We start from the raw sequence: 15,678 nt of genomic DNA on the forward strand, positions 1-15,678 counted from the left end.
GCGACCGTAGCCCGGGTGAGCGAAGCGATACCCGGGAACGCCGCCAGCAAGGTCCCGGATATCGCTTCGCTCATTCGGGCTACGCGGTGCCGCAATGACCGAACTCTCCCTCCACCGCGGCATCTCCGTCCACCGCATTGGCGCGATGATCCTGCGCTATTGGTACCTGTTGCTGTCGTCCTGGCCGCGGCTGCTCGAGCTGCTCTACTGGCCGGCGCTGCAGGTCATCACCTGGGGCTTTCTGCAGCTTTACATCGCGCAGAATGCCAACTTCTTCGCGCGTGCCGGCGGCACCCTGATCGGCGCCGTCATTCTCTGGGACATCCTGTTTCGCGGGCAGCTCGGCTTTTCGATCTCGTTCCTGGAAGAGATGTGGGCGCGCAACCTCGGCAATCTCATGATGAGCCCGTTGAAGCCGATCGAATTTCTGCTGTCCCTGATGATCATGAGCCTGATCCGGCTCGCGATCGGCGTCATCCCCATGACGCTGCTCGCGTTATTCCTGTTTCACTTCAATGTTTATGCGCTCGGCGTGCCGCTGATCGCGTTCTTCTGCAATCTGATCTTCACGAGCTGGTCGGTCGGCATTTTCGTCTCCGGACTGGTGCTGCGAAACGGCCTCGGCGCCGAGAGCATCGTCTGGACCTTGATGTTCGGCATCATGCCGCTCGCCTGCGTCTACTATCCCGTCAGCGTGCTGCCGGTCTGGTTGCAATACATCGCCTGGACGCTGCCGCCGACCTACGTGTTCGAAGGGATGCGCGCGCTGCTGATCGAAAACACCTTCAGGACCGATCTGATGCTGAGCGCGTTGGCCATCAACGCGGTGCTGTTGCTTGCATCTTTTGGGGCATTCCTTGCCCTTTTGCGCAGCGCCAGGATGCAGGGCTCGCTGCTGTCAGGCGGCGAATAACGTCACTTTCTCGTGGATTCTGCCCGGTTTGGGCACCTCGGCCACGTAGATGTACGGAACCATGCATTGACGCAATATTACGCATTCGGCAGTATGCTGCGATGCGAAGAGGAATATAGCGATGCCGATTGGTGAGTTTGGCGGCGCGCCGCCCCTGGTGGCCGAAGGCAGTCCTGTCCTGACGACGCCGATGTACTGGATGTACGAGATGGGGCAAGCCTCTCTCAATCCGGCGCGTGCGATCACGGACGCGACCAAGCTCCTGTTTCAGAATCCGCTGAACCCCTGGGCACGCACCGAGGTTGGCAAGTCCGTTGCCGCGGCCTGCGAATTGTTCGAACGCACCACCCGCCGCTACGGCAAGCCGGAATGGGGCCTCAACGACACCGAGGTCAACGGCATCCGCGTTCCCGTCGAGGTCCGCTCGGTCTGGGAAAAGCCGTTCTGCCGCCTGCTCTACTTCGATCGCAAGTTCGCCCGTCCACTGCGCAGTCCGCATCCACGCGTGCTGATCGTCGCTCCGATGTCCGGCCATTACGCGACGCTCCTCCGCGGTACCGTCGAGGCTTTCCTGCCGGCGCATGAGGTCTACATCACCGATTGGGCCGATGCCCGCATGGTGCCGCTCAGCGACGGCCGCTTCGATCTTGACGACTACATCGACTACGTCATCGAGATGCTGCATGTCCTCGGCGGCAACACGCATGTGCTGGCGGTGTGCCAGCCCTCGGTTCCCGTCGTCGCTGCCGTTTCGATTATGGAAGCGCTACGCGATCCCTTTGTGCCGACCTCGATGACGCTGATGGGCGGCCCGATCGACACCCGGCGCAATCCGACTGCGGTGAACAACCTGGCCCAGGAGCGCGGCATCGACTGGTTCCGCAACCACGTCATCACCAAGGTGCCGTTCCCGCATCCGGGTATGATGCGCGACGTCTATCCGGGCTTCTTGCAGCTCAACGGCTTCATCAGCATGAATCTCGACCGGCATATGGATGCCCACAAGCAGCTATTCGCCAACCTGGTGAAGGGCGACGGCGACCTCGTCGACAAGCATCGTGACTTCTACGACGAATATCTCGCGGTGATGGATCTCTCCGCCGAGTATTACCTGCAGACCGTCGACACCGTGTTCGTGAAGCATTCGCTGCCGAAGGGCGAGATGACCCATCGTGGAACACGCGTCGATCCCTCCAAGGTCACGCGCGTCGCGTTGATGACCGTCGAAGGCGAGAACGACGACATCTCCGGCATCGGTCAGACCGAAGCAACGCACACATTGTGCAGCTCGATTCCCGATCACCGCCGCGTTCATTATGTCCAGAAGGGCGTCGGACATTACGGCGTGTTCAATGGCTCGCGCTTCAAATCGGAAATCGTGCCGCGCATCCACGACTTCATGGTCTCGGCGGCGAATCCGAGCTCATTGCAGGCTCTCGCGGCCGAATAATCGCGTTTTTCGGCTTTCCCGCTGAAAATCGACGCCCTGTCGGAGGCTCCGACAGGGGCGAGTTCCCGCTAGATTCGCGGTATTTAGGTAGCTTTGTAGGAGTGAGTCCAACCTCACCCCTTGGGGGTGCCACATGCGCCGAACGGGGGCGAAAAAAGCCGGTTCCAACCCCAGTCTGTAGGGTCTCCCGGACGCCAGACCCCTGTATATTGGGCAAATGATTTGTTTTTGCGCCGAGCGCTTTCCCTGGCGGCGGTTATGGCAGAATCCGGGCGCTCTCCTGCCCCCCGGACTGACAGACATGGCCACTCGCGCACTCCTCTATCGGCGGCCCCACGAGCCGAAGACCCTCCTGATCACCCATGGATCGCAATATTTTGCGATTCGACTGCGCCGGCATCGCCGCGCGCGCCGTTACACGCTCAGAATTCATCCGAGCGATCGCGAAGCCATCCTCACCATGCCGCCGCGCGGCACGCTCGCCGAAGCAAAAGACTTCGCGCAGCGCCACGGCGCGTGGATCGCGGCACGTCTCGGCCGTTTGCCGAAGGCCGCGCCGTTCCAGCCTGGCACAGTCATACCACTTCGCGGCACGGCCCATCGCATCGTTCATCGCGCCGGCACGCGCGGTACGGTGTGGACGGAAGTGCGCGACAGCGGGGAGCGCATTCTCTGCGTCGCCGGCGGCGTCGAGCATGCGGACCGTCGCATCAGCGACTTCCTCAAGCGCGAGGCTCGCCGCGACCTTCAGCGTGCGGCGGAATCCTATGCCGCCGAGCTCGGCGTCAAGGTCAAGCGGCTCTCGATCCGCGATCAATCCAGTCGTTGGGGCTCCTGCACCTCGGCTGGCTCGCTGTCGTTCTCCTGGCGCCTGATCCTCGCGCCGCCCTACGTGCTCGACTATCTCGCCGCCCACGAGGTCGCCCATCTCGTTGAGATGAACCACTCGGCGCGGTTCTGGCGCGTCTGCGGCAAGGTCTGCCCGTCGATGGAGCGCGCCAAGAAGTGGCTCGATACGTACGGCAACGACCTGCACCGCTACGGGGTCGAGGATTAGGCCCTCGCTGCCAACCTCCATCTGACGCTGTCATCGCCCGGCTCGACCGGGCGATCCAGTGTTCCGAGGCGGTTGTTATTGAACCGAGAGGCCGCGGCGTACTGGATTCCCGCGTTCGCGGGAATGACAGTTGAGAATGCAGCGACGTCCGCGCGTACTCAATTCATCCCTCTGCTCAGGCGCTGACATCCGCGCTTGTCCCCGGCTGCGTGCGCGAGGCGAGATAGGATGACTGCAATTGCACGCCGGCCTTCTGGCCCTCGGCCAGCATCGCCTGGAAGGCTGCGTCGAGTTGATCGCGGCTATAGGTTGCGGAGCTGCTTTCACGCGGGGTCCATTGCGATTGCGTGATCGCGGTGGAAGCTTTTTCAACGGTGCCACCGAGCCGCTCGGCGTATCTGTCGGCCCGCCACTGCGCCAGATCTGGTCCACTCAGATCGGGTGGATCCTCCAGCTTGCCGATCTTTCCAGCCGCCTCGTTGGTCATCGTTGAGGACCCGCCATTGTACAGGGTGGCGACCACCTTGCCGTCGACCTTCACCTGAGCATAGGTGTTCTCAGTGGCATCGTCCGAGACGACCGACTGAGTTGCGCTCGTGTCATGGGTCATCAGCCAGTTCGTTGCCATGAGGTCGCGCAGGTGAGGATTGTCCGCCGCCGATATCGACTTGGCGCCTGTCAGGGGCTTGACCTGCGAGACGTCAATCCGAAAGCCGTCGGTCGCAGCATCAGTCGCATCCGGTCCCGCCGGCTGAAGACTCGATGTCCTATTCGAAGCGGACGTTGATGCGGGTCGCAGATGAGGCAACGCCGCGCTGGATACACCCGACATCATGGAACGCTCTCCGATACTTGCTCAACCTGTGAGAGCAAATCCCGGGCCGCCGACCGGAGCTTGAAGAGACTGGTGTTTTTGCGTTCCGGGAGCTGCGGGGATCGGCCGATTTTGCCATGGTAGGCAGGACTTGCCGAAGACGACACCGGTGGCGAACCGGGAGAGCCGAGATAGCGGCCGCGTTCGGGATGATGGCGGAACGGTTCTGTTTTGCCCGAGGTGTCAAATGGCTTTGCTGTCAGAATCAGTCGTCTTGCGACTCACGCAAGCCGTTGATTTCGTTATCCTCGGCTACTGTGCATGGGGTTGTTTTCGCTTGTTTTTGTTTTGAGGTCACCCGGACCTCAGGTCGGCGCTAGCGATTCCCGCCGAACAGCCGGTCCATCAGCCAGCCATCGAGTCCTGCGGCTGCCTCCGGTCGCGCATTGGCGCGCGTGGGGGGTGGGCGATAGCCGCCGTTGCTGGCCGGTGCGGGTCCGGGCGCTGCCGCTGTTGGCGGCGACACCTGCGACGTCGCCTGCGCCAGGTTCGACAGGCCCCAGCCCCCTGGAGAGCTCGGCAAGGCTGCTACCGGCACGCCCTCGTGCGCTGTGCGCATGAAGCGCGACCAGACTTCGACCGGCAAGCCGCCGCCGGTGGCCTTCTTGGTCGGCGAGTTGTCGTCATTGCCGAGCCACACGCCGGTGACGAGGTTGGCGGTGTAGCCGATGAACCAGGCGTCGCGGTAGTCCTGGCTGGTGCCGGTCTTGCCGGCCGCTGGCCAGCCCGGGATCTCCGCCTTCTTGGCGGTGCCGCTGATCAGCGTTTCCCGCATCATCGCGTTCATCATGCCGACATAGCGCGGGTCGACCACCTGGTTGTGCTCGTCCGCCTGGCGCATGTAGAGCAGCTTGCCACTGAGCGTCCTGATCCGCGTGACGACATGCGGCGTCGCCGTGAAGCCGCCATTGGCGAAGGGTGCATAGGCGCCGACCAGCTCGACCATCGAGACTTCGGAGGTGCCGAGCGCGATCGAGGCGTTGGGCTCGAGTTTCGAGGAGATGCCGAGCCGGTGCGCGGTGCGCACCACGTTCTTCGGCCCGACCTCGAGGCCGAGGCGAATGGCGACCGTGTTGAGCGACATCGCGAGCGCCTGGGTCAGCGTCACCGCGCCGAAATATTCGTGGGTGTAGTTCTCAGGCCTCCAGCCCTTGACCTCGATCGGCGCGTCCTGGCGGACCGTGTCGGGCGTCAGCCCCTGCTCGAGCGCGGTCAGGTACACGAACGGCTTGAACGAGGAGCCCGGCTGGCGCCTGGCGGTGACCGCGCGGTTGTACTGGCTCTCGGAATAGTTCCGCCCGCCCACCATGGCGCGAACCGCGCCGTCGGGCGTCATCGCCACCAGTGCGCCCTGGCTGACATTGAATTTCACGCTCTTGGCCGCGAGCTCGTCGATGATGGCGGCTTCCGCCACGCTCTGGAGCTTCGGATCGATCGTGGTCTCGACCTTGATGCTCTCGTCGATCTGGCCGACCAGATCGTCCAGCACCTCGCCGATCCAGTCGGCGACGTAATTGACCGTGCCGGCGCCGACCGGCTTCACATTGTAGGAGGGTTGGCCGATCGAGGCCTGCGCCTGCGCTTCGGTGATGAATTTGGCATCCGCCATCGCAGTGAGCACGATTTTCGCGCGCGCTTCTGCGCCCTCGGGGTTGCGGTTAGGCGCGAGCCGCGAGGGCGATTTGACGAGACCGGCCAGCATCGCCGCTTCCGCGACGGTGACGTTCTTGGCCGATTTGCCGAAATAGCGCTGCGCGGCGGCCTCGACGCCGTAGGCGCCGGAGCCGAAATAGACGCGGTTGAGATAGAGCTCCAAGATCTCGTTCTTGGAATGCTTGCGCTCCAGCCAGATCGCGAGCTCCGCTTCCTGCAGCTTGCGCGCCATGGTGCGCTCCTGGGTCAGGAACAGGTTTTTCGCCAATTGCTGCGTCAGCGTCGAGCCGCCCTGCGACACGCCGCGATGGAGCACGTTGGTGACGAGCGCGCGCAGGATGCCCACGGGATCGATGCCGAAATGCGAATAGAAGCGTCGATCCTCGATGGCGATGAACGCCTTGGGCAGATATTGCGGCAGATCCTTCAGCGAGACGTTGGCGCCGGCCATCTCGCCGCGTTGCGCCAGCATGCTGCCGTCCATGCCGACGATCTGGATCGTCGGCGGCCGCTTGGGGATTTCCAGCGACTGGATCGGCGGCAGATGAGCGCCGACATAGATCACGACGCCGATCACGGCGATCGCGCCCCACAGGCCCAGCACCGCGCCCCAATAGACCAGGCGGCCGAGGCTCGCGCCGATGCGTGACTTGGATCGGCGCTTGGCACTGCCGCGGCCGGCTGGCGCCTTCCGCTCGCGCGGCGGCTCGTCGCCGGCATCCTCGCTCTTGCGCTTGGCAGATGATTTCGTTGATTTCTTCGGCTTCTCATCGCCGCCAGGAATGCGGTCGGCCGCGGTCAGGCGCAGATCGGCGAGTGCCGCAGGCAAGCCGAACAACGGCTCCTTCCGCCCACCCTTTTTCTTTCCCAACCCCATACGCAAACGCCCGGTCAGCCCGCCCCGCCGCACGCTAGCGGTCGCTGTTTAAGGCCCGGTTACCCAGAGCTTAACGCGCGATTAGGAGGTGCGGCATTCGCTGGCCGCAGTTCCGCTGGGAGGTCGGCAGAGCTAGGATCGCCGGCATAAAAGAAAAGGAAACTCAGATGGGCCACATCGATCCAACCAAGGAGATTTTCGCGCAGTTCCGGGACAACGACCGTCCCGGCCCGATCCACATGCTCAACCTGGTGCGCTTACGCAAGGAGGCAGCCTATCCAGATGGCCGCAAGGCGAGCGGCGCGGAAGCCTATGCGGCCTATGGCCGCGAGAGCGGCCCGGTGTTCGAACGCCTCGGCGGCCGCATCGTCTGGCAAGGCAAATTCGAGTTGATGCTGATCGGCCCCGAGACTGAGCGCTGGGACCATTGCTTCATCGCCGAATACCCAAGCGTCGCCGCGTTCGTCGAGATGATCCGCGATCCCGTCTATCGCGAAGCGGTTAAGCACAGGCAGGCCGCCGTGGAGGATTCACGGCTCATTCGGCACGCGGTGCTGCCGGTGGGCAAGAACTTTGGCGAGGTGCCGGCCTGAGCGGCGTCGGCGGAACTCCCTCCTCAAGGTGGATGGCCGGGCTTGACTCGGCCATCCACGCCTCACCTGCTTGCTCCGAGAAAACTAACCCGCCGGACCCGCATCTTCCAGGAGCGGGCCGAACAGCTCCCAGCGTTCGCCGTTGAACTTCATCATCTGAAGCTGCTTGTTGACGCGGTAGTCGGTCGCCGAGGTGTTGGCCTTGATGCCGGGCAGGGCGATATCGCTGGTCACGTCCTTCAGCGAAGCCGCCTGCTTCATGACGTTTTCGCGCGTCAGGTTGTCGCCGCACTGCTGCAGCACGTGGGCCAAAAGCTGGGCGGTACCGTAGCCGTAGGTATTGAAGTTCGAATCCTTGTCGCCGTCCGGATAGTACTTCGCCATGAAGTCGAAATACTTCTTCAGGCCGGCATCGTCCTTCCAGGTCGGATCGAGCGGATCCTTGCCGTAATTGACGCTGATCACGCCCTTGGCGGCGTCGAGACCGGCAGGCTTCATCACCGCGCCGACCGAGGTGGCGTTGATGTCGACGATCTGCACCGGCTTCCAGCCGATCTCGCCGATCTTCTTGATCGCCTGCGCCGCTTGCTTCGGCGTGCTGGCGCTGAAGAACAGATCGGCGCCGGCATCCTTGATCTTGAGGATCTGCGAATCGACGGTCGGGTCCGAGACTTCGTAGGAGGACTCGTTGACGATCATCTTGGCGGCCTTGTCGCCGAGCCCGGCCTTGATGCCGTTCAGATAGTCCTTGCCGAGATCATCGTTCTGATAGAGCACGCCGACTTTGGCGTTTGGATATTCCTTCAGGATGTACTGGCCGTAGATGCGGCCCTCGACGAAATAGTTAGGGTTGTAGCCCATCGTCCACGGAAAGTTCTTCGGGTCCGTGAACTTCGAGGCGCCGGTGGCCGCGAACAGCTGCGGCACTTTCTTGGAGTTGAGATATTTTTGCACGGCCGCATTCGATGGCGTGCCGATGATCTGGAAGGTCAAGAGCACCTCGTCGCTCTCGACCAGCTTGCGCATCTGCTCCACTGCTTTTGGCGGCGAGTAAGCGTCGTCATACTGGATCAGATTGATCTTGCGGCCGTTGATGCCGCCCTGGTCGTTGATCATCTTGAAATAGGCGGCCTGGGTCTTGCCGATCGACGCGTAGGCCGATGCCGGTCCCGAGAACGGCACGGTCTGGCCGACTTTGATCTCGGTATCGCTGGCCCCCGGATCATATTTCTTCTGGGCATTGGCCGCCGAGACCGATAGCGCCAGGGTCAGCGCCGTTGCCGTGGCCAGATGCAGCATTCCATTCCTCATTCGCATTTCCTCAATGTTTGTTGCCGGTGATCAATCAGGTGCGCCTGTGCGCACCTGATGTCACCGCTGACGGCGATAGTGGATGAGGCGTTGTTGCAACGCAAGTTTGGGCGTGCGCCCGCAGTTCGTAGCATGCGCGGCTGCGCAGCAGGTTTGTAAGGTGGGCAGCGCCGGCGGATGCGCGAAGTGCAGTCCGCCGGGCGTAACCCGCCCTATGAGATATCCGAGAGGCTAACCCGCTGGACCCGCATCCTCCATGATCGGGCCGAACAGCTCCCAGCGTTCGCCGTTGAACTTCATCATCTGCATCTGCTTGTTGACGCGGTAGTCGTTCGGCCCGGTGTTGATCTTGATGCCGGGTAGCGCGAAGCTCGGGGTGAAGTCCTTGATGTTAGCGACCTGCTTCATCACGTTCTCACGCGACAGGTCGTCGCCGCACTGTTTCAGCACCTGCGTCAGCAATTCGGCGACTGAATAAGCATAGGTGTTGACGGTATTGAGCTTGTCCCCTTCGGGGAAATACTTGTCCATGAAGGCAAAGAACGCTTTCACGCCCGGATCGTCCTTCCACTGCGGATCGCCGGGCTCCTTGCCGTATTGGGTGGAGATGATGCCCTTGGAGATGTCGAGACCGGCCGGCTTCAACGTCGCCGAGATCGGGCTCGCGTTGATGTCGAGAATGTGCACCGGCGTCCAGCCGAGCTCGGCGACCTTCTTGATCGCCTGCGCCGCGAATTTGGGTGTCGAGGCATCATAGAAAAGATCGGCGCCCAACGACTTCAGTTTGACCACCTGCGAGTCCACCGTCGGATCGGTGACCTCGTAGGACACCTCGCCGACGATCATGCTGGCGGCCTTGTCGCCGAGACCGCTCTTGAGGCCGGCGAGATAGTCGCGGCCCATGTCGTCGTTCTGGTAGAGCACGCCGATCTTGGCGTTCGGATGCTCCTTGAGGATGTACTTGGCGTAGATGCGTCCCTCGGACACGTAGTTGGGATTATAGGCGATGGTCCAGGGATAGTTCTGCGGATCGTTGAAGCGCGCGGCGCCGGTCGAGGCCAGCAGTTGCGGGATCTTCTTGCCGTTGAGATATTTTTGCACGGCAGCGTTCGCGGCCGTGCCGATGATCTGGAAGGTGAACAGCACCTCGTCGCCTTCGACGAGCTTGCGCACCTGCTCGACCGTCTTCGGCGGCGAATAGGCGTCGTCATACTGGATCAGATTGATCTTGCGGCCGTTGATGCCGCCCTGATCGTTGATCATCTTGAAGTAGGCGGCCTGGGTCTTGCCGATATTGGCGTAGACGGAATAGGGCCCGGAGAACGGCACGGTCTGGCCGATCTTGATCTCGGTGTCGCTCGCGCCGGTGTCGTATTTCTTCTGGGCGAGAGCTTGGTTGGCGGAGAACGTGAAGGCGAGCGCCGCCGTGGCGGTGATGAAGGCTCTGCGATTGCTCATGTGGGCTTGTTCCTCCTGACGGAATTTCCGACCGACGGTCTTGTCCCGTTGATTGCCAACGGTCGCCATCGCTGTCGGAGATTGTGGAGGAACGGCAGGCGCCGCGCAAGGATCGCGGTGCCGCGCTATGGCATCTCAGGTCAGGAACAAGGCCAACAGCGCGAGCGCCGCCGGCAGCGCCTGCACGATCAGGATCCGCGTGCTGACGGTCGCCGCGCCATAAGCGCCGGCCACGATCACGCAGAGCAGGAAGAACGCCTTGATCTGGAACGCGAAGGCCGGATTGCCGTGCACCAGCCCCCAGACCAGGCCGGCGGCCAGGAAACCGTTATAGAGTCCCTGGTTCGCGGCCAGCACCTTGGTGATCGCTGCCTTCTCCGGCGTGTTGCGGAAAACCTTCAAGCCCTGCGGCTTGTCCCAGAGCAACATCTCCAGGATCAGGAAGTAAGCGTGCAGTGCGGCGACCAGCGCCACCAGGATATTCGCGATCCAGATCAAGTTGAGCTCCCCCAGCGTCAGCTTTCGGGTGGACGCTAGCACGGCTGGCGTGGCAAGTGCGATGGCGTGTTTCGATGCAATGGTGCCGCAATGCCCGCGCGACCGACCAAACCGCCTGTAAGCTTCGGCCTCGATCGGCTGGCGACGCCGATCGGGATCGCGCTGCTGATCACCGACGCTGAGGGCGCCTTGCGCGCGCTCGACTGGGAGGATTACGAGCACCGCATGCGCGAGCTCTTGCGCCTGCATTACGGTCTGGTGGACCTGAGTGACCAGCCCGCGCCCGCGGCCATGCGGACTGCGCTGTCGGACTATTTCGACGGCGATCTCGGCCAGCTCTCAGACATCGCCTGGCGCATCGCCGGCACGCCGTTCCAGCAGAAGGTCTGGAATGCATTGGCGCAAATCCCTGCCGGCACCACAATGAGTTACGGCGCGCTCGCCGCAAGGATCGACACGCCCAAAGCCATTCGCGCCGTCGGCCATGCCAACGGCTCCAATCCGATCAGCGTGGTGCTGCCGTGCCACCGCCTGATCGGCGCCGATGGTTCTCTGGTGAAGTATGGCGGCGGCCTCGAGCGCAAGCGCTGGCTGCTGCGGCATGAAGGCGTGGCGGTCTAAGCGCCTGTTTGACAACGGTTGAGCGATTGGCGGCGGCCGGCGATGGGCCGTCGAGCGAGCCTTCGGCCGCTCTCCCCCGCCGTGACCGAATCCATCAGACGTTCGACGTCATTACTTTCTGCACGATCTTCCAAGTCCCGTTCACCTTCAAGCACGACAACAGGTCTGTGAAGTAACGCGGCGGGATGCGCAATTTCACCTTCAAAAGCGCGAGCTCTCCTTCAACATCCGTCGACAGGATCTGATCGTCTCGCTCGAAGCCCTGTTGCTTTGGAGCTTTCATGTCGCGGACCGCTGCCAGCCAGGTCGCAATCGGCGTCACGCCCACGTTGCCGTCCTCGGCGACCTTCGTCACGGAACTCAAGGGGTGAAATATGGATGCAAATTTCTCGGCATCCATTTCATAGGCAGCATCGAAATAGGTTTGCGCAAGGGAGTGCAAGGCGGGAACGTCCGTATTCATTGTCATCCTCAAAGCCGTTACACCGGGCATTCATGCGGCCCGGCCCGGCCAGCCGTGCCGAGCGTCAGCCTGGCGCCCCGTGCAGAAAAGCACCGTAGGTCGTCGAATTGCGGGTGGGAGCCTACGGCATAGTTGTTTATGAAGCCAGCCGACTTGCACGGCATGGGCTTATGATCGATATTCATAGACGATGACAAACGAATTGAACGAGCTCGCGACGTTCGCAATCGTGGCCAGTGAACGAAGCTTTACGCGCGCTGCGATAAAGCTGGGTGTGTCTCAGTCTGCCTTGAGTCACACAATCCGGAGGCTTGAGCAACGGCTTGAGCTGCAGCTGCTCGCTCGAACAACCAAGAGCGTTGCGCCAACCGCTGCGGGGGCAGCTCTTTTGGAAGACTTGTCTCCGGCGCTTGAGCAAATTCGTCACGCCCTCGACAAGGCCCGAAGTGTTCGGCAGCGACCCGAAGGTCGTCTCCGAATCGTAATGTCACGATCAGCTGCCGTGATGGTGTTGTTGCCGCGGTTGAGAGCTTTCGCTGAGTCCTGCCCGGACATCGTTCTGGACGTTGTTACCGTCACTGGCCCCGTGGACCTTGTTGCAGGCGAGTTCGATGCCGGTATCCAGCTTGGCGAGTACATTCAAAAGGATATGATCGCGGTTCGCCTCACGCCCGAACTGCGATTGGCGGTAGTGGGCTCGCCAAGCTATTTCGCTTCACGAAGCATCCCCAAGAAACCAAAGGATCTGAACGATCATCGGTGCATTACGCTGCGTCTTGCGGGTGGACCATATCGGTGGGAGTTTCAGCAGGGACGAAAGTCGGTCACGATCAACGTGAACGGCCCACTCATCATTGACGATACCCACCTGGTGATCCAGGCGGCGCTCGCCGGGGTTGGTGTGGGACTCGCTTATGAAGAGCAGGTCGCCGAATATGTTGCGAAGCGCCGCCTTGTCCGGGTGCTGGAGGATTGGACTCCGCCAATTCCGGGCTTCTTCATGTATTATCCCAGTCGTCGGCATCAACCGGCGACGCTGTCTGCGCTGGTGAACGCGCTGCGATTCTCCGAACAAAAGTCGGCGCGATGATTCAGCGGGGAATGACGAGAGAAGTCAGGCCGCTGGCTGAACCGCCTTGTCGCCGGCCATCACGTGGGTCAGCGCGCTCTTGATCGCGGCCTGACGTGTCGGCGCGCTGATCTGTGCGCCCAGGAGATCGGTGACGTAGAACACGTCGCGCGCGCGCTCGCCGAAGGTCGCGACATGGGCCGAGGCGATGTTGAGGTTGAGCTTCGAGATCGCGGTGGTCAGCTCGTAGAGCAGCCCGGGGCGGTCGAGGCCGGACATTTCGATCACTGTGTAGCGGTCGGACCATTGGTTGTTGATGGTCACTTCCGGCTCGATCACGAACGGCCGCGCCTTGCCGCGCACGGTGCGCCGGGCCACCACTTCGGGCAGACGCAGCTTGCCTTCCAGCACGTCCTCGATCATCTCGCCGATGCGTGTGGCGCGCCGTCCCTCGTCCTCGTCGCGGTCGTATTCCCTGGAAATCGAGATGGTGTCGAGCGCGCGACCGTCGGTCGTGGTGTAGATCTGGGCATCGACGATGTTGGCACCGGCCGAGGCACAGGCGCCTGCGATGATCGACAGCAGCCAGGGATGGTCGGCGGCGAAGATGGTCAGCTCGGTGACGCCACGCACCTCGTCGAAGCCGACATTGATCGCGAGCTTGTGGCCCGCCTGCTCGCTGGCACGGACGAAGCGCGCGTGGCGGATCTTGCGCGGCAGCTCGACCTTGAGCCAATAGGCCGGATAGTGCCGGGCGATATAGGCGTCGAGCTCTTCCGCCGGCCATTCCGCGAAGGCGTTACGGAATTCGGCATACGCGGCCGTGAGCCGCTTGCCGCGGTCTACCTCCGAGAAGCCACCCGTCAGCACCGGTTCGGTCTCGTAGTACAGCGAGCGCAAGAGCTGCGCCTTCCAGCCGTTCCACACGCCTGGGCCGACGCCGCGGATGTCGGCGGTGGTCAGGATCGTCAAGAGCTTCATCTGCTCGACCGACTGCACCACGGCGGCGAAATTCTCGATGGTCTTGCGGTCGGAGAGATCGCGCGACTGTGCGACCGTGGACATCGTCAGATGCTCCTCGATCAGCCAGGCCACGAGCTCGGTGTCGGCCGGACTGAAGCCGAGCCGCGGGCAGAGCCGTCGCGCCACCTTGGCGCCGGCGATCGAGTGATCCTCGGGCCGGCCCTTGGCGACGTCGTGCAGCAGCGTCGCAATGTAGATCACGGAGCGATGCTCCGGCCGGATCTTGCGCATCAGGTCGCTCGCCACCGCGAATTCCTCGATGCCGCCGCGTTCGATGTCCTGGAGGAACCCGACGCAGCGGATCAAATGCTCGTCGACGGTGTAGTGATGATACATGTTGAACTGCATCATCGAGACGATCTTGCCGAAGGCACGGATGAAATGGCCGAGCACGCCGGTCTCGTTCATCCGCCGCAGCACGATTTCCGCGTTGTCGGATGTCAGGATCTCCATCAACAGCCGGTTGGCTTCGGGATTCTCGCGCATCTGCGCGTTGATCAGGCCGAGCGAACGCGTCACGTCGCGCATCGCGTCCGGGTGGAAGGCGAGATTGTTCTTCTGCGCCAGACGGAAGATGCGGATCAAATTGACCGGATCATGCTTGAACACGTCGGGCGCGGCGACGTTGATGCGGTTGTTGTCGACGATGAAGTCGTCGCTGTCGGGCACTCGCCGCTTCACCGCGGTGGGGCGCAGCCGCGCCATCATCCGGCTCAGCACCGGCGCGGGCTTGGCCTGCTGGTCCTCGAGCTTGGCGCAGAGGATGGCGGTGAGGTTGCCGACTTCCTTGGCGACCAGGAAGTAGTGCTTCATGAAGCGTTCGACGTCCTGCATGCCGGGATGCGAGGTGTAGCCGAGCCGGACGGCGATCTCGCGCTGGAGGTCGAAGGAGAGGCGCTCTTCAGGGCGACCGGAGTAAAAGTGAAGATTGCAGCGCACCGACCAGAGGAAGTCGGCGCAGCGGCGGAAGGTGCGGTATTCCTGCGCGTCGAACACGCCGCGGTCGACCAGTTCGTCGGTGTCGCTCACGCGGTAGACGTACTTCGCGATCCAGAACAGCGTGTGCAGGTCGCGGAGCGCACCCTTGCCGTCCTTGACGTTGGGTTCGACCAGATAACGCGATTGGCCGCCGCGGCGATGCCGCTCCTCACGCTCGGCGAGTTTCGCGGTGACGAACTCGGACGCGGTGCCTTGCACGACCTCTTTGTCGAAGCGGGCAACCAGCTCGTCATAGAGCGGCCGGTCTCCGGTAAGGAAGCGCGTCTCCAGGATCGCGGTGCGGATGGTCATGTCGCCGCGCGCCTGCCGGATCGACTCGTCGACCGAGCGCGTGGCGTGACCGACCTTCAGCCCCATGTCCCAGAGGCAATAGAGAATGGCCTCGGCGACCTGCTCGCCCCAGGCGGTCTGCTTGTAGGGCAGGATGAAGAGCAGATCGATGTCGGACTCGGGGGCCATCAGGCCGCGGCCATAGCCGCCGGTCGCCACCACTGCCATGCGCTCGGCACCGCTCGGAATCGGCGAGCGGTAGAGATGGCGGGTCGCGGCCGAATACAGGATGCGGATGATCTCGTCCTGCACGTGGCACAGTCGCTCGGCGCAGCGCCGGCCGTGACGGTCCTTCAGCAGGATCGTCTGTGCCGCAGCGCGCGAGGCAATCAGCTCGGCCTTGAGCAGTTGCGCCATGGCCGTGCGGAACGCGTCCTCGCGTCCCTGGTGCTTCTCGGCAAGCGCATCGACCGCGGCGGTGATCCGCGCGGTGTCGAAGCGATCGTCCACCTCGGCCTTGTGTTCAGTCGCGACGCTGTCCATGTCTCA

General features: G+C 62.7%; 13 protein-coding genes. 6 read left to right on the forward strand and 7 right to left on the reverse strand.

The window, feature by feature from the left end; translation table 11 throughout:
* Positions 1-94 precede the first annotated feature (94 nt).
* From ACFQX9_RS08675 to ACFQX9_RS08685, 3 genes are all read left to right on the forward strand, one after another.
* A complete protein-coding gene (locus ACFQX9_RS08675; protein ID WP_018455879.1) occupies positions 95-913 on the forward strand; it encodes an ABC transporter permease in 819 nt (272 codons plus the stop codon).
* A gap of 121 nt (positions 914-1,034) precedes the next feature.
* The gene (locus ACFQX9_RS08680) at positions 1,035-2,363 is read left to right on the forward strand and encodes a polyhydroxyalkanoate depolymerase (protein ID WP_018455880.1); all 1,329 of its coding nucleotides are present in this window, start codon (positions 1,035-1,037) and stop codon (positions 2,361-2,363) included.
* Positions 2,364-2,580: 217 nt separating this feature from the next.
* The gene (locus ACFQX9_RS08685) at positions 2,581-3,420 is read left to right on the forward strand and encodes a M48 family metallopeptidase (RefSeq protein WP_026233044.1); all 840 of its coding nucleotides are present in this window, start codon (positions 2,581-2,583) and stop codon (positions 3,418-3,420) included.
* A 175-nt stretch (positions 3,421-3,595) separates the two neighbouring features.
* Here ACFQX9_RS08685 and ACFQX9_RS08690 read toward each other — a convergent pair whose 3' ends face one another.
* Both ACFQX9_RS08690 and ACFQX9_RS08695 read right to left on the reverse strand, forming a co-directional pair.
* Complete coding sequence (locus ACFQX9_RS08690; RefSeq protein WP_085361949.1) at positions 3,596-4,255, reverse strand: hypothetical protein; 660 nt, start codon at positions 4,253-4,255, stop codon at positions 3,596-3,598.
* A gap of 355 nt (positions 4,256-4,610) precedes the next feature.
* Positions 4,611-6,824 carry a transglycosylase domain-containing protein gene (locus ACFQX9_RS08695; protein WP_085349760.1) on the reverse strand — a complete coding sequence of 738 codons (2,214 nt, stop codon included), beginning with the start codon at positions 6,822-6,824 and terminating at the stop codon, positions 4,611-4,613.
* Between the two features lie 167 nt (positions 6,825-6,991).
* Between ACFQX9_RS08695 and ACFQX9_RS08700 the strand changes: the two genes are divergently transcribed.
* On the forward strand, positions 6,992-7,417 hold the full coding sequence (locus tag ACFQX9_RS08700) for a DUF1330 domain-containing protein (protein ID WP_018455884.1): 426 nt from the start codon (positions 6,992-6,994) through the stop codon (positions 7,415-7,417).
* 84 nt (positions 7,418-7,501) lie between these two features.
* On the opposite strand, the gene ACFQX9_RS08705 is transcribed toward ACFQX9_RS08700, so the two are convergent.
* The 3 genes from ACFQX9_RS08705 to ACFQX9_RS08715 form a co-directional block, all read right to left on the reverse strand.
* Positions 7,502-8,728, reverse strand: a complete 1,227-nt coding sequence (locus ACFQX9_RS08705) for an ABC transporter substrate-binding protein (RefSeq protein ID WP_377787786.1) — start codon at positions 8,726-8,728, stop codon at positions 7,502-7,504.
* 231 nt (positions 8,729-8,959) lie between these two features.
* Entirely contained in the window at positions 8,960-10,186 is a 1,227-nt protein-coding gene (locus tag ACFQX9_RS08710) for an ABC transporter substrate-binding protein (protein ID WP_377787789.1), read from the reverse strand.
* A gap of 135 nt (positions 10,187-10,321) precedes the next feature.
* On the reverse strand, positions 10,322-10,684 hold the full coding sequence (locus tag ACFQX9_RS08715) for a DUF1304 domain-containing protein (RefSeq protein WP_231189569.1): 363 nt from the start codon (positions 10,682-10,684) through the stop codon (positions 10,322-10,324).
* A gap of 90 nt (positions 10,685-10,774) precedes the next feature.
* Between ACFQX9_RS08715 and ACFQX9_RS08720 the strand changes: the two genes are divergently transcribed.
* Positions 10,775-11,305 carry a methylated-DNA--[protein]-cysteine S-methyltransferase gene (locus ACFQX9_RS08720; protein WP_018455889.1) on the forward strand — a complete coding sequence of 177 codons (531 nt, stop codon included), beginning with the start codon at positions 10,775-10,777 and terminating at the stop codon, positions 11,303-11,305.
* A gap of 94 nt (positions 11,306-11,399) precedes the next feature.
* On the opposite strand, the gene ACFQX9_RS08725 is transcribed toward ACFQX9_RS08720, so the two are convergent.
* Positions 11,400-11,768, reverse strand: coding sequence for a nuclear transport factor 2 family protein (locus tag ACFQX9_RS08725; RefSeq protein WP_085349795.1), 369 nt, complete (start codon positions 11,766-11,768; stop codon positions 11,400-11,402).
* Between the two features lie 190 nt (positions 11,769-11,958).
* Here ACFQX9_RS08725 and ACFQX9_RS08730 point away from each other — a divergent pair, with 190 nt between their 5' ends.
* Positions 11,959-12,858 carry a LysR substrate-binding domain-containing protein gene (locus ACFQX9_RS08730; RefSeq protein ID WP_377787791.1) on the forward strand — a complete coding sequence of 300 codons (900 nt, stop codon included), beginning with the start codon at positions 11,959-11,961 and terminating at the stop codon, positions 12,856-12,858.
* A 24-nt stretch (positions 12,859-12,882) separates the two neighbouring features.
* Here the strand turns inward: ACFQX9_RS08730 and ACFQX9_RS08735 are convergent, their stop codons facing one another.
* Complete coding sequence (locus tag ACFQX9_RS08735; RefSeq protein WP_085361945.1) at positions 12,883-15,672, reverse strand: [protein-PII] uridylyltransferase; 2,790 nt, start codon at positions 15,670-15,672, stop codon at positions 12,883-12,885.
* Positions 15,673-15,678 lie beyond the last annotated feature (6 nt).

It is taken from the genome of Bradyrhizobium sp. GCM10028915 (assembly GCF_042666195.1).
In the GTDB taxonomy this organism is placed as follows: domain Bacteria; phylum Pseudomonadota; class Alphaproteobacteria; order Rhizobiales; family Xanthobacteraceae; genus Bradyrhizobium; species Bradyrhizobium canariense_D.